The sequence below is a fragment of the Bradyrhizobium algeriense genome, assembly GCF_036924595.1.
Classification (GTDB): domain Bacteria; phylum Pseudomonadota; class Alphaproteobacteria; order Rhizobiales; family Xanthobacteraceae; genus Bradyrhizobium; species Bradyrhizobium algeriense.
On sequence record NZ_JAZHRV010000001.1, the window covers coordinates 5,747,456 to 5,761,360 of the forward strand.

The following is a 13,905-nucleotide window of genomic DNA, read 5'->3' on the forward strand; positions in this document are numbered from 1 at the left end:
CCAAAGTCAGCCAATCGGCGCCCGGAGGTTGCTATTTTTGCAAGGTGGGGGTTCAATACCGCCGCTGCAGCATACCTCATTTTCAACTTTGGCGATTATGGAGAGCGACAATGGGCGCGCTTATGGCCGAGGACGATATCTATATCGGCACACTTATGGAACAGTTCAATTTGCGGTTTGGGCTAAGTCAAACAGAACAGGGATTTTCCGGCGGCGGCAACAATGAAATTGCAGTGCTTCAGTCCGAGTTCGGAATTTTTCGTGCCGACCGGACGTTTGCCCAGAGCGCAAGATTGCTCGGTCTGGGCGGCCTGCAGAACAACCGCGCCAAGAACCGTTGGTTCAGTTTGCTGGACGTCCTTCCCAGGTTGGGATCGGACAAGGCAGGCGAGACGGGCGATCAGCGAATTGTTAAGGCATTGATGGCCAATTTCGGCGACGGCGGAAAGCTTCTCCCCTGCTTCATGAAGGCTCACGACTCGCGCGGCCAATACGGGCCGATCGTCATCGTCACCGAGCCGGACCGGCCAATCTTCTACATCGAAAAGGATTACCTCACGATCTCATTGCCGATGAAACCGGGCGGACAACCCGCATGATATCCGCGGGGGCGATGGAAGCCGATCCCAGCGACCTCGCCCCCGTCCATGCCGCGATCGCGTCCTATTACTCGGCGAAGGTCGCCAAATTCGGCGCAACGCCGCTCGGCGTGGACTGGAGCTGCGTGCCAACGCAAGAACTTCGCTTCGTGCAGCTGTTGAAGCTGTGCGACTTCAGTTCGCCGTTCAGCTGCAACGACCTTGGCTGCGGCTACGGCGCGCTGATCGCCTATCTGGACCAGCGCCACGCCGATTGTGCAATCGATTATGTCGGGATCGACCTCTCTGAGGCGATGCTCCGTCGCGCACGCCGCCTGTGGCGCAACCGCGCCAACGTCTCGTTCGTGCTCGGCCATGCCAGCCCAAGGGTAGCCGACTACTCGGTCGCAAGCGGTATTTTCAATGTCCAGCTCGATCAACCGCTGGCGATCTGGGAGAGATTTGTCGCCGAAACACTCGATCAATTGCACCGGACCAGCAGCCGGGGCTTTGCGGTGAATTTCATGAAGGCGCCGGCGGGTGGCAAGCCGGACCGGAAAGGGCTCTACTCCACCCAACCCGACCGGTGGGCGCGATACTGCGCGGACCGGTTCGGATCGGCGACCGAAGTGCTCGACGATTATGGCTTGCGGGAATACACGCTGATCGTGCGCCGTTAGCCGAACATGGGTGTCGACATCATCTGGCGGTAACGGCCAGTCGAGCCCGAGCCTCTTCCAGCAATCGCGTGTAGATGCTGGCGCCGCATGTATCGATCAACCTTTCCGCATCCTCGAGCAGTTGGTTTGCTCGGTTTTGGTCATTGGTGCTGTTGGCCGCAATGAGCGCGCGCGCTAACGTGATGCTGGCCCGGCAGTGCGCCAATCTCGCGCTGCGATCGCGCGAAATCGCGACGGCTTCCTGCGCCGTCTCCGCGGCGGCCTGGAATGCGCCGGCGTTCAATTGAGAATCCGCGAGGCTCGCCAGCAGCTCCGGTTCGATTTCCATCGCGACGCGCGCCTCACGGAGGTATTTGATGCCCTCACTGAAAGCTTCAACGGCGGCCGGGTAGTTGCGGGCGATGCCGAGGGCGGTGCCGGTGCAGGCATGCGAATATGTCCGCAGGTACGGAGTGCCCTGGCGAGCCGCCAGATCCGCCACCCGCCCCGCGTGCTCGCTGGCCATCGCCGCATCGTCGAAACACCATGCGAGGTCAACATACCCAAAATGGGCGATGAACTGGACGGTGGGGTCGATCAGCCCTGGTCCTATCGCAAGCATTCGGTCGAAGCAAAGGCTCGCCTCCTCGAACCGGCCGAGACGAACCAGAATGCGTCCGCGCAGGCTCATGATCCAGTGCTCGATGCTGTATCCCAGGAACTGATGATCGAAATCGGCAACGCTGGATACGGCGGCTAACGCCAGATCGTTTGCCGCAAGCGCCTCTCGCAGCAGACCGGCCCAGCCATAGGCTTGGCTCAACGAAGCATTGAGGGTCGCGGCCCGCCCGGCATCGTTTCGCGAATCCGTCAGCGCCAACGCCTCCTTGACGATCCCGACATAGGCGTCGGCCTGTCCGCCGCTGGCCCCGGCTATTCGGCCTTCGACGAACAGCAGCAGCGGTATCATCGAGTCGTCGATGTCGCGCGCCCATTCCAATGCTTCCTGGATATAGGGCCCCGCCTCTTCCGACGTCATGCCCTCACGCCAGCCGAGCCAGGCGATCTGGCCGCTGGCGATGATCCTGAGCGAATCGTTCTCGCGGGTTCGCGGTCGTCCGGCTCTCAGCGAGCGGACTTTGTGCCAGTGCTTGATCGCCTGGGCCGGGCTGGTCGAACCGACCCAGCGTGCGGCTCGCGCGGCGTATTCCGCAGCCGCGTCGATCTCCTGGGCCTCCTCAAAATGATACGACAGCAACGCCGCGAATTCGTTGAGCCGCTCCGGATAAAACTGCTCGATGGCTCGCCCCACCGCGGCATGGATACTGCCTCGTCGGGATCTAAGCTGCATAGAATACGCCACTTCCTGGATCAGTGGATGGCGGAAGCTGTAGCCGTGTCCATCGGGAGCGTTGCGCGGCTGCAGCAGGCCTGTCGAGCACAGGCGCGCCAGCAACGCTTCAACTTCACCCGCTTCCCGATCGGCGACGTGTTGCAGCACCGCCAACTGGAATTCCTTGCCGATGATGGCGGCCGTCTGCAACAGGTCGCGCTCCAAATCCAGCAGCCGGTCGATGCGGGCCCCGATCACCGCCTGGACCGTCGGCGGCAGGACGTCGGAGATGCTCGCGATGCCGAGCCGGTAATCGCCCTCTTCTCCAACGAGCGTGAGACGCTCCTTGAGCGATCGAATGAGCTCTTCCGCAAAAAACGGGTTACCGCCGCTCCGCTCGACGATTCGTTGACGAATTTCGGCGAGCTCCTGCCGTCGTCCCACCAGCTGGTCCACGAGCAGGTCTGTATCCGTGGGATTGAGTTCGGCGAGTTCGATCTGCTGATAGTTGGAAGACCGCATCCATGGTGCGGAATAGGCCGGGCGGCAATTCACCACCAGACAGGTCTTCGTGGACGCCACGGCGTCGACCAGCGTGGCGACAAACTCCTCGCTCGCCTGGTCAAGCCAATGCAGATCTTCGATGATGATGACGGAAGCCACGACACCGCGCTGCCGGACCATATGGCGGACAATGTCGAGTAATCGGACGTTACGCGCCTTCGGATTAAGCCATGCGCGCGATTCCTGGCCGTATTTGATCCCGAGGAAGTCACACACCAGCGGCAGGTCGGCTTCAAAAGTCGAGCCGAGTTCGGCGAGACGCTCGGCGATCCGTCGCGCGGCTTGCTCTGTATCATCGTCCGGCGTCACGTTGAAATAATTCGAGCGCAGGAATTCAAGGACCGGCTGCAACGGCGTCGCCGCACCATAGGGTTGCGCGCGCGCCTCGAACACCGGGATCAGGCGTCCGCGGCACCATTCGGCAAACTCGTAGCAGAGACGGCTCTTGCCCGTACCAGGCGCCCCCACAATGCCGGTCACGCGCGATGCACCTGTCTCGACGGCCGCCAGCGTTCGCTGCAGCAGGCTCATTTCCCGGTCGCGTCCAAGAAAGGACGTCAGGGTAACTCCGCGGAATTGCTGGCTCGCAACCGCAGGCTTCAGGCCCTTTAGCAGGAACAACTCCATCTGCTCGGGCACGCCGCGCAAGCGATGGCGGCCGAGCCGATCAACATCGCAGAATGCGCGGGCAAGCCGATAGGTTTCTTCCGTCAGGCAAATTCCACCCGGATCGACCTTCGGGGGCAAACGGCTGGCGAGATGAATGGTGACCCCGTAGGCGCCGTGCTCGCTCGCCTTGTCCGCCAACGGCGCATCCGCAACGATCGCGCCGGAGTGCAAGCCAATACGGACGGCCATCGCCTCCTTGCGGAGCATGGGAGCATCGCGAATGGCCAAGGCTGCCTCGCACGCCAGCAGCGCGTGGCCTTCCTGCGCGCGAGGGGCACCGAAGAACGCCAGAATACCATCGCCCAGTGTTCGAACAACAGTGCCTTCGAACCGCTCAACCGCCTCGCACATGGTATCGAGCACCGGCTTGAGCCGTTGCATGGCCTCCTCGGGATCGAGCCGCGCTACCAATTCCGTGGAGCTGACAAGATCGGCGAACAGGACGGTTACCTGTTTGAATTCACCGCGAACGACGTTGCCGAGATGCGGCACGCCTGACGCATGCGCGGGCCGGCCGACCGCTTGCAGGGAAACCCCGCAGCTCCCGCAAAAGGCAGCAGCCGGCGGATTCAAATGGCTGCAGCTCGGGCACCCGATCGGGAGCGCAACGCCACACCTCTGGCAGAATCGGTTAGTTGCCGGATTCTGTTCGCCGCACTGCTGGCAGAGCATCCGAATCTCTCAAAGGGTCTGGATTGGACCAACGAGGAAACAGTCTCATTCTGCCGCACGGGCCGGGACCGATCGGCATTCGTATAAAAGCATCATTCCTTGAAATCAGCTAGCAACCTGTTTGTATCGGCTTGGCCATTGAACGCGCGCCAATGATACGCCTAGGGTTGAGGCAGAATATTGACTCAAGTACCGATTGTGATCACGCAGCGTCGATTCCGTCACCTTCAGCGGCCGACCGAGTTTCCGCCCTACCCCACCTTGAATTTGGTGTAGGCCTCGTTGGTCGCGATGATCACGTGCTCGGCACAGCCATTGGTACGGTGCGGGTCGCAGCGCGTCTCGTAGTCCGCCGACGTCATCATGTCGATGAAAGCGGCGACCGTTGGATAGTAAACCAGCGGCAGATAATCCCAGGTGTTGCCGGCTTCTGCGCCGAGCGCGACCGCCTTGGCGTCGCCGGTCCACAGCAGCGTGCCGCCGCGCGCCTTGATCATCGGCACCGTGAGCGCGCTATAGCGCAGATAGGCGTCCCATCCCGATCCGTCGCCGTCGAGCGAACGCTCGCGAAACCGCATCAGGTTCACCATCACCACCGGCCCGTCGTGGTCCAATTCCTCAAGACCCCTGACATTCAACAAATCCACGCCCATCGATCGGCACCTCGCAGGTCAACAAAAGCGCAAAGACAATGCACAGGACATTGTAGCATTGCACGCATGGGACTTGTCGTGTGGCGGAAAATCCGGCCTATCTGGCCTCGCGACCATGACCCAGCCCGCACCAGCGCCGCCTGCTCTTCATCCTCTCAGGTGGCTGAACAACCAGCCTTATCTGTTGCTGAGCCTGACCTCGCTGTTCTGGGCGGGCAACATCGTGCTGGCGCGCCATGTTGCCGGCCATGTGCCGCCCTTGACGCTGTCCTGCGTCCGCTGGATCGGCACCTTTCTGATCCTGCTGCCCTTTGCCTGGCCGCACCTGAAGCAGGACTGGCCGGTGCTGCGCGCGCATCTGCCGATGATGCTGTTTCTGTCATTGGTCGGATTCGCCTACAACAACGCGATCTCCTACTGGGCCCTGCAATACACCGAGGCGCTGAACGCGCTGTTGATCCAGTCGGCCGGACCGCTGTTTGTCGCGTTGTGGTCGCTGGCGCTGTTCGGCATCCGCCTGACCGGCGCACAGCTCGCCGGCATCACCATCTCGCTCGCCGGCGTCCTGACCATCATCCTGCGCGGCGATTTTGGCGCACTCGCCAGCATCAGCTTCAACCGCGGCGACCTGATGTTTGCCAGTTCACTGGTGTCGTTCGGGCTGTATTCGGCGCTGATCCCGCGCCGGCCGGTGACGCACGCGCTGTCGCTGATTTCGTTCACCACCTGTTGCGGCGCGCTGATGCTGGTGCCGTTCTCGATCTGGGAATTCTCGACCGGCGCCACGCTGAAGTTCGACTTCATTTCGATGGCGACGCTGGGCTATGCCGTGATCTTTCCCTCGACGCTGGCCTATCTGTTCTTCAACCGCGGGCTGGCGCTGATCGGGCCGAACCGTGCCGCGCCGTTCTTTCATCTGGTGCCGGTGTTCGGCTCGGCGATGGCGATCCTGCTGCTCGGCGAAAAATTGCGGATATTCCATCTGGCGGGCTATGTGCTGGTGCTGGCCGGCGTCGTGATCGCTTCCAGGCGGGCCTCGGCGAAGAAGACTTGAGCCGGCCTGCGGCGTGGCGCCGTACCGGCTTCCCCTTTCGATCCGGGCAGGCTAGCTTGCCGGCCAATTCAACATAAAAATAACTTGAGGAAACAACGATATGTTCGCGTTATGGAAACGGTACCGGCACGTCGCCGCAGCGGCTCCCCTGATGCTGGCGATGATCGCCACGGCTTCCGCGCAGGCGCCCTACCCGAACCGCAACATCACGCTGGTGCTGCCGTTCGCCGCCGGCAGCGGCACCGACACCACGACGCGCCTGATCGGGAAAGAACTCGGTACAGCCCTCGGCGTCAGCATGGTGATCGAGAACAAGGCGGGCGCCAACGGCTCGATCGCGGCGAGCCATGTCGCCCGCTCCGCGCCCGACGGCTACACGCTGTTCGTGACGACGAATACGTCGCATTCGGCCAATCCGTATCTGCTGAAGAACATGACCTACGATCCGGTCAAGGATTTTACGCCGATCGCGCGGACCGGCGACCTGCCGTTCATGCTGGTGATCCATCCGGACGTCCCGGCCAATTCGGTGGCCGAACTGATCGCGCTCGCCAAGAAGGAGCCGGGCAAATACTCCTACGCCAGCGGCAGCTCGTCGGCGATCGTGTCGGGCGCAACCTTCGCCCGCCTCGCCGGGATCGATCTGCTCCACGTCCCCTACAAGAGCTCGCCGCCGGCGCTGACCGATTTGATCGCCGGCCGCGTCTCGATGATGTTCATCGATGTCCCGACCGGCCTGCCCCACGTCAACGCCAAGGCGCTGAAGGCGCTTGCGGTCACGACCAAAAAGCCCTCGGCGCTGCTGCCGCACCTGCCCACCATGGACGCCACGGTGAAGGGTTTCGACATCACCTCATGGCAGGGCTATTTCGGCCCGGCCAACATGCCGAAGGATGTGGTCACCAGGCTGAACGCGGAAATCCGCAAGGTGATCGAGCGGCCCGACATCAAGAGCCAACTCGCCGAGCGCGGCATGGAGGCGTTCTCCGGTACGCCGGAAGAGTTCGACGCCTTTGTGAAGGACCAGCTCAAGGTGTGGGAGAAGCTGATCACGGAAGCGGGGATCGAGAAGCAGTAGGACGGGACCGCACTGCGTAAGGTGGGCAAAGCGAAGCGTGCCCACCTTTTACGTTGCGAGCCGTTGATGGATGGTAGGCACGGCGCAAGGGCGCCTTTTCCCACCCTGCGGGTGCGGGCCTCAAATGCTACGAACTTGCCAATTCCTTTGTGCTTGAGCTCCTCGAGCAACTTCGGATCGTGTAAGGAAATCGTGCGACGTGAGAATGAGCAGCGGACCGCTCGCCGTGAGCAGTAAGAGCGATTTCATCGGACTCTCCCTCGCGGTTGGGCTGAATTCACGCGTCATGTCCGGTCTGGTTGGACAGTTTCGCTGACGCTCCCAGTATAAGCCAGTTCACCGGTGATAACGATTCCAGGGGGCATGATCTTGTACTGTCGGACGGTCCCGGGATGCTCGGTCGCATCGAGGTAAGTGACGCGCATGTCCGGGAAGTCGGGTTCGCCATTCCGCCTTCGCTGCTAGCCTCGCGCTGACGAGGCGATCGAATGAGTGCGTTCACTTCCGAAATTGGCACCTTGAGACATGCCGACGGACTCTGAGAATGTCCGCCCATCGGGGAGGACCGGAGGTGATCTGGTTATCGCTGGCTTTCAGCGCGATGCCTTGGTCTGTATGGCAAATGCAGGGAACTTTCGGTTCCTCTCCGCGTCATCCAAAGTGACGCGATAAGGCTTGGCGCGGGAGAGTGCCATGTCGAAGACCTGCATTGGAATCGCCGTTGTCGTTCTGGCCACCCTGCTGTCGAGTCCGGCCCTGGCCGGAGTGCGTCTTGGCATCGGTCCCCTTGGGGTCGCAAGATTCGCGGTAACCCGCGTATTGTCACTGGGGGGATTACATCACGGTCGTGCCCTTGCTCGTCACGGCCAAATCCGAACGGCTTCGCTCAAATCGCAAAACGTGCGCAACGCCATGGAATCGGGGCTTCGCAACCCGGCGGTGCGCAGGCAAATCGTCGCGGCTGCAGCGTTGGCAGGTTGGCATGGCGGTCAAACCGCGAAGGGGTGGTGGCGGCACGGCGACGGCGGATATGGATGGGTCGGGCCGCTGTTTTGGCCATTCGCCATTTACGATATCTACGACTACACCATCTGGGAGGACGGCATCGGCTTCTGGGACTACGGTTATCCTGACATCTATGCCGCGATCTTTGCGCCTTACGGCCGTGATGATCTCGCCGCCTATACGGGACCGAGCCCACGCGGCCGAAGACATCGCAGAGTCCCTCCGCTACAGCAGTTCTGCGGCGATGACAGCCCCGAAATTGCCGGCCTCCCCATCAATCAGATTCAGCAGGCGATACAGCCGAATGAGGCGCAGCGCGCCGCTTTGGACGATCTTGCCAACGCATGGATCTCGGCCGCCCAGAGGATTCGGGCGTCGTGTCTGACGCAGACGCCGTTCACGGCACCGGGCCGGTTGACCGTCATGCACCAGCGCATCGGGGCGATGATCGAGGCAGTGCTAGCCGTGCGGCAGCCGCTGGGGAAATTCCATGACCTGCTGGAAGACGAACAGGAAGCACGGCTCAATGCACTCGCCGAGGATCGACGCAGGACGTTCGCCGCAAGCAGGGCCACGGAAGCGCCTGCCCAAGGTTGCGGCGCGGCGCAACAACCAGCCGTGTTGCAATGGCCGGCGGACGAGATCGAGGCCAGGCTACGACCGAACGATACTCAACGCGCGGCTCTTAAAGTGCTGCAGGACGCCAATGCCAGGGCCGTCGACATCCTGACCGCCGAATGCCAGCCGAGAGACGCGATCACACCATCCGCTCGCCTTGACGCAGTGGACGTGCGGCTCGTTGACATGCAGCAAGCGGTCTATCTGGTGAGCGCCGCGCTCGAGGGCTTCTATGCTACGTTAAGCGACGAGCAGAAGGCGCAGTTCGAGGCGATCGGACGAAAACGAACGGCGTAATTTCCCGATCGGTTGCCATCGCTGAACCGCAGCCCGATCCAGAGGACTGCTACGTCCCCACGGTCACAGCAGCATAGGACAAGGCAAGCTGCCGCAATGGCGCGAGGGCACAAACTAAATGCCATCAGCGCCGCAGCCTGGCGGCGATCTCGGCGATGACGGCATTCTTCGTCTTTCATTGATATTCTCGCTGATCGCAGTGTTCGCTAAACTATTGCTGCCTGGGCTTGATGCTAACCAGGTTCAGCAGCGTTGCGGTCGCGATCATCGCCGCAATGCCAACGAGACTCACCGCTATCTGCATCGCAAGCCCGTCCGAGATGTCGAACAGCGCCATGTTGCCGGCGAACGCCAGCAGAACGCCGAGGCAATAGATTGGCAGCGAGTTCTGGCCACAGCAGATCGCGCCGCGCATCACCGGCGTCGTCAGCCCTCGCCAATTGCGGGGCACGAACCATGCTGCCAAAACCGCTATGGCCAAAAAATGCAGCAATCGCAGTGGATCGAGATTCGATTTATCCAACGGATGCAGCTTCGCCAGCGCCTGCGGGATCAGGGCTTCCAGCGGCTTGATGCGCCAGCTCAAGGCGATGACCAAGCTGAAGAGCAGATACAGGACCGCCAGTCCAAGCACCGTGCGTGACGTGAGCCACGGCCGGACTCTCTTTTCCTCGAGCATCCACCACGCGCCAAGCACAACGAGCAGCTGCCAGGCCAGCGGATTGAAGGCCCAATGGCCGCTCGGCCACGCCGGGACGGTCCAGCCGAAGACATGCACCAGCACATAAAGCGCCAGCGACGCGCCAAGCGTCACGTTCGGCAGTCGCAGCAGCAGCCACAGCAACGGCGCGAACAAGAGATGAAGAAGCACGAAGATCGACAACACGTCGGTGTTGACCGGACGGTATTGCAGTATCGCCGCGTGCGCGAGCGTCGCGCCCGGATGGTCCAATAGAATGCGCGTATTGCTCTCGTCAGCGAGGCGCCCGCCGCCTGTGAGGTGAACCAGGATGGCGCAGGCGAGCGTGAGCAGCAGAAACGCAACATAAATGTCAAAGCTTCGCCGCAGCGTCCGGCGGATCACTTCGGTCCAGCCCTCGCAGCGCCATGCCTTGCCGTAGGCCAGCGCGCAGGTTACGCCCGAGACGAACATGAATATTTCCGCGGCATCGCCGAAGCCGTAGTTCCGCAGCGTCAGCCAACTTCCGATGTTGTTGGGGACATGGTCGAGAAATATCCACCACAGCGCGATGCCTCGGCAGGCATCTATTCGCAGGTCGCGGGCGTTGCCTTTCAGCTCCGGAAGCTCGCCGACGATTAGCTTGGGGATGGTGACTCGATCGTGCATCTGGGTTATCCCAAGCCGGCAAACTGAACCTGCCGCTGGAGGCTCTGGTGTGAGCTGGTTCACCTTCAAAGAATATTTTTGCGCTGTCGCTTGAGACAAATTTGCGCGCCAACGTTGAGCGTTGCTGGCTTCGCAATTGATCCGTTGAGCTACGCAATTACGGCCCGCCTTCGGCGCTTGACGATTTCTCCTCAAGTCGGCTCTTGGAGAAGAGCGTTTGTACGCGACGCCAGTCAGGCTGATCGGCCGAGGATGAGCTTTCGCGACTGACACGGAGACATGGCCCGCAAGAAGTAACGGCGGGCACTCTGCACACGAACTTAGGATTCTGCGCGGACGTCAAACCGTCGTCCTCCGTCACGAGGCGAGAAACAGCCATACGATCTCCACTGTGCAGCAAATCAAGGGGCGGGGTCGAGGTCGAGGTATTCCGCAACACCAAAACGAGCAGCCAGCTTATCCGCACTGCGGCTCTGCGAAGAAGCAGTCCCTTCGGTGTAGCGTAGTCTTCATCGCCCTCGGCCGATGAGCCTTTCGAGATTTCCGGAACGCCCCCGTGGCAAACGGCGTGCCTCGCATCGTACATGTAACGCTCCTGCTTCGTTGAGCGTGCGCACGATGAAGTCCGGATGTCGCAGAACTTTGCCGACCGCTGCCGGGAATTGTCGCGATCTGTCTCAGGAATGCTGCATCGCATAGTCCGCGACAGTTGCGGCCTCGGTGATGGCCACTCCTGCTACTTTTCAATGACCTTGCTCTCAATGCGGTTTCTTAAGTTGCATCAAGTCTTGGCGGGCATACGGGTCTGCGACAATTTGCGACAAAGTTGGCTCACCGGGACAACGTTCTGCGACAGCTTGTGCCTAAATTGCTTCAGCCAGATCGGGGAATCATGCACATGAGGCCGGTTCCCGCTCGGATCGGCCGGCATCGGCATCGGGATCCTGCGATCCCGATCCGATGCCGCGACGCTGTAAGCGAAGCCAGCCACAAGCATTTGATTTCGGTCGATCATGCGCGGCCGATACATTCTGATACACTTTTCCGATGGGTTGGGTGCAGGACTTCAGTATGATCCGGGACGGAGCAAACTAGATGGACTCGGCACCTCACATCGCCGTCGTGGACGATCATCGCGATATTCGCGATCTGGTCGGCAAATATCTGATGCAGCATGGCTACCGCATCAGCCTTGCGGAGAGTGCTGTTGCACTCCGCCGTTTGCTCGAACGAAGTGCTCTGGACCTGGTGGTTCTTGACGTCATGATGCCGGGCGAAGACGGACTGTCCGTCTGCCGGCATCTGCGCAGCACCACGGACCTTCCTGTTATCCTGTTGACTGCGATGGCTGAAGAAACCGATCGAATCGTCGGCCTGGAAGTAGGTGCCGATGACTACGTGAGCAAGCCATTCAATCCCCGCGAACTTCTCGCCCGTATCAAAGCGGTGCTTCGACGCGTCCAGAGCCTGCCGCCGCAAAAGGGCCGGCTCGCGACCAAGGTTGTACGTTTTGATCGATGGACCTTTGACGTCAACCGGCGCGAGTTGACGGGCGACGACGGCGTCGCAGTGCCGCTCAGCACGGCGGAGTTCCGTCTGTTGTGCGCATTTCTCGATCATCCGGGCCTGGTACTCAGCCGCAATCAGCTTCTTGATCTGACGGTCGGCCGAGATGCCGATCCATTCGACAGGAGCATTGACAATCAAGTCAGCCGCTTGCGGAAGAAGATCGAGGCTGACCCGAAAGTACCAGCATTGATCAAGACCCACTGGGGCGGTGGATACAGCCTCGCCGCACAGGTCGAGCAACCATGATGAACTTGTGGAAGCGTAGTCTTGCGGCCCGTTTCATCTGTTTCACACTGCTGTCCCTCGTGCTGTCGCAAGCAATCGTGTTCTTCATTTCGTGGGATGAGCACGGGCAGACGATTCGGAAGGCCGCCAAGGGCGAGATACTCAGCCGGTGCGCTTCGCTCGCCCGAGTGTTGGAGGCGACGCCTCCGGCGCTTCAAACCGATATCCTTAACGCCAGTAACACCAGTACGGCGAGATATTGGATATCGGCCAACGGTCTGAAGGATGCCTCCGCGTGGCGAGAGGAAGCATGGGAGCGTTTGGCTCAGCCATTGCCGCGCGTGTCCTTTCCCGGCCATACCGTGCCGGCCGAAGCGAGGCCGGATTTCGCCCGAAATAATGCCAGCAGTGGCAGCGCCTCCTCCTCGCAATGGATCGATCTAAGGCCGGAAGCCTGGCCGCTGTCTCGACCAGCGAAATTTCTTTATCTCGATGACGCCACCGGCATGGGATTGGCCGTCCGGTTGGCGAACGGTGCATGGCTGAACACTGCATTTGCCAAACCCGCGCAAGACGGCTTCTGGACCTCCAAATCCACCCTAGCGCTCGGCCTCTCCGCGTTGTCGCTGTCGATCATTGCCGTATTCGCCGCACGCGGCATCGCGCAACCATTGCGCCGGCTCGCCGTAGCGGCCGAAGCCCTCGGCCGTGGTCAGGAGGTCGTACCGCTGCCGGAAACCGGCCCCGACGATATCCGACGCACCGCCGAGGCATTCAATCGCATGCAAGCGCGCCTGCACCGTTTCGTCGACGACCGCACCAAAATGCTGGCCGCCATCGGCCATGACCTGCGTACACCCCTGACCTCGCTCCGTTTGCGCGCAGAATTCGTGCCCGACGACGACGTCCGCGAGAAAATGCTCTCCACAATTTCGGAGATCCAGACGATGACGGAGGCAACCCTCGCATTCGCTCGCGAGGACGCAACCGCCGAAAACACGCGGACCGTGGACCTCTCAGCTCTCGTGGAAAGTCTCTGCGACGATCTCGCCGAACTCGGTCATGACGTCTCTTTCTCCGAGGGACAGAAGATCAGCTACAGCTGCCGGCCCGACGCGCTGCGCCGCGCATGCCGTAACCTCGTCGAAAATGCCGTTCGTTATGGCGAGCGCGCGCGCGTCAGCGTGGAGAGACGAGCAGACAGTATCGAAATCATCGTTTCGGACGATGGGCCCGGGATTCCCGATACCGCCAAGGAGCAGGTTTTTACGCCGTTTTTCCGGATGGAGAGTTCGCGGAACCGCGAAACTGGAGGCGTAGGTCTCGGCCTTTCCATTGCCCGGTCTATTGTCCGCCACCACGGCGGAGATATCGCCTTGATCAACCAGAAAAAGGGACTACACGCGGCGATTAGCTTGCCAGCGCTGGATGGCGGGCCGCCTTCCATTAGCCGACCGGTCACGGTCGCAGGGGCGAAGGACGTTATCAACGCTCCGGCAAAACCTTCGCCGGTGGCCACGATCTTGCAGCGCGCGTCGAAATCATATTGATCGTTAAGCAGACCGCCGATGCGCGAAGGGCCG

The 13,905-nt window shown here is 61.2% G+C and carries 10 protein-coding genes; 7 read left to right on the forward strand and 3 right to left on the reverse strand.

Annotation, left to right across the window (positions count from 1 at the left end; all coding sequences use genetic code 11):
* Positions 1 to 110: 110 nt before the first annotated feature.
* Both V1286_RS27695 and V1286_RS27700 read left to right on the forward strand, forming a co-directional pair.
* The gene (locus V1286_RS27695; protein ID WP_334484987.1) at positions 111 to 599 is read left to right on the forward strand and encodes a hypothetical protein; all 489 of its coding nucleotides are present in this window, start codon (positions 111 to 113) and stop codon (positions 597 to 599) included.
* The gene (locus V1286_RS27700) at positions 596 to 1,258 is read left to right on the forward strand and encodes a class I SAM-dependent methyltransferase (RefSeq protein ID WP_334484989.1); all 663 of its coding nucleotides are present in this window, start codon (positions 596 to 598) and stop codon (positions 1,256 to 1,258) included. The genes V1286_RS27695 and V1286_RS27700 overlap by 4 nt, the downstream gene beginning before the upstream one ends.
* Positions 1,259 to 1,277: 19 nt before the next feature.
* Here the strand turns inward: V1286_RS27700 and V1286_RS27705 are convergent, their stop codons facing one another.
* Complete coding sequence (locus V1286_RS27705; RefSeq protein ID WP_334484991.1) at positions 1,278 to 4,475, reverse strand: adenylate/guanylate cyclase domain-containing protein; 3,198 nt, start codon at positions 4,473 to 4,475, stop codon at positions 1,278 to 1,280.
* A gap of 251 nt (positions 4,476 to 4,726) precedes the next feature.
* Entirely contained in the window at positions 4,727 to 5,128 is a 402-nt protein-coding gene (locus V1286_RS27710; protein ID WP_334484993.1) for a DUF1330 domain-containing protein, read from the reverse strand.
* Positions 5,129 to 5,243: 115 nt separating this feature from the next.
* Between V1286_RS27710 and V1286_RS27715 the strand changes: the two genes are divergently transcribed.
* The 3 genes from V1286_RS27715 to V1286_RS27725 all read left to right on the forward strand — a co-directional run bounded on the left by V1286_RS27715 (position 5,244) and on the right by V1286_RS27725 (position 9,180).
* Complete coding sequence (locus tag V1286_RS27715) at positions 5,244 to 6,182, forward strand: DMT family transporter (RefSeq protein WP_334484995.1); 939 nt, start codon at positions 5,244 to 5,246, stop codon at positions 6,180 to 6,182.
* Positions 6,183 to 6,333: 151 nt separating this feature from the next.
* Positions 6,334 to 7,260 (forward strand): Bug family tripartite tricarboxylate transporter substrate binding protein, encoded by a 927-nt coding sequence (locus V1286_RS27720; protein ID WP_334489940.1) that lies wholly within the window; start codon positions 6,334 to 6,336, stop codon positions 7,258 to 7,260.
* A gap of 693 nt (positions 7,261 to 7,953) precedes the next feature.
* Positions 7,954 to 9,180, forward strand: a complete 1,227-nt coding sequence (locus V1286_RS27725) for a Spy/CpxP family protein refolding chaperone (RefSeq protein WP_334484997.1) — start codon at positions 7,954 to 7,956, stop codon at positions 9,178 to 9,180.
* A 211-nt stretch (positions 9,181 to 9,391) separates the two neighbouring features.
* Here the strand turns inward: V1286_RS27725 and V1286_RS27730 are convergent, their stop codons facing one another.
* Positions 9,392 to 10,528 carry an OpgC domain-containing protein gene (locus tag V1286_RS27730; RefSeq protein WP_334484999.1) on the reverse strand — a complete coding sequence of 379 codons (1,137 nt, stop codon included), beginning with the start codon at positions 10,526 to 10,528 and terminating at the stop codon, positions 9,392 to 9,394.
* 1,095 nt (positions 10,529 to 11,623) lie between these two features.
* On the opposite strand from V1286_RS27730, the gene V1286_RS27735 reads away from it, so the two are divergent.
* Positions 11,624 to 12,343, forward strand: a complete 720-nt coding sequence (locus V1286_RS27735) for a response regulator (protein ID WP_334485001.1) — start codon at positions 11,624 to 11,626, stop codon at positions 12,341 to 12,343.
* Entirely contained in the window at positions 12,340 to 13,872 is a 1,533-nt protein-coding gene (locus V1286_RS27740) for a sensor histidine kinase (RefSeq protein WP_334485003.1), read from the forward strand. Before V1286_RS27735 ends, V1286_RS27740 begins: the two co-directional genes overlap by 4 nt.
* Positions 13,873 to 13,905: the final 33 nt, after the last annotated feature.

Excerpts from the sequence above, each read along its gene's own strand:
- V1286_RS27710 (WP_334484993.1), bottom strand. The coding sequence starts at position 5,128 with ATGGGCGTGGATTTGTTGAATGTCAGGGGTCTTGAGGAATTGGACCAC.
- V1286_RS27725 (WP_334484997.1), top strand. The coding sequence starts at position 7,954 with ATGTCGAAGACCTGCATTGGAATCGCCGTTGTCGTTCTGGCCACCCTG.
- V1286_RS27715 (WP_334484995.1), top strand. The coding sequence starts at position 5,244 with ATGACCCAGCCCGCACCAGCGCCGCCTGCTCTTCATCCTCTCAGGTGG.
- V1286_RS27730 (WP_334484999.1), bottom strand. The coding sequence starts at position 10,528 with ATGCACGATCGAGTCACCATCCCCAAGCTAATCGTCGGCGAGCTTCCG.
- V1286_RS27720 (WP_334489940.1), top strand. The coding sequence starts at position 6,334 with ATGCTGGCGATGATCGCCACGGCTTCCGCGCAGGCGCCCTACCCGAAC.
- V1286_RS27735 (WP_334485001.1), top strand. The coding sequence starts at position 11,624 with ATGGACTCGGCACCTCACATCGCCGTCGTGGACGATCATCGCGATATT.
- V1286_RS27700 (WP_334484989.1), top strand. The coding sequence starts at position 596 with ATGATATCCGCGGGGGCGATGGAAGCCGATCCCAGCGACCTCGCCCCC.
- V1286_RS27740 (WP_334485003.1), top strand. The coding sequence starts at position 12,340 with ATGATGAACTTGTGGAAGCGTAGTCTTGCGGCCCGTTTCATCTGTTTC.
- V1286_RS27705 (WP_334484991.1), bottom strand. The coding sequence starts at position 4,475 with ATGCTCTGCCAGCAGTGCGGCGAACAGAATCCGGCAACTAACCGATTC.
- V1286_RS27695 (WP_334484987.1), top strand. The coding sequence starts at position 111 with ATGGGCGCGCTTATGGCCGAGGACGATATCTATATCGGCACACTTATG.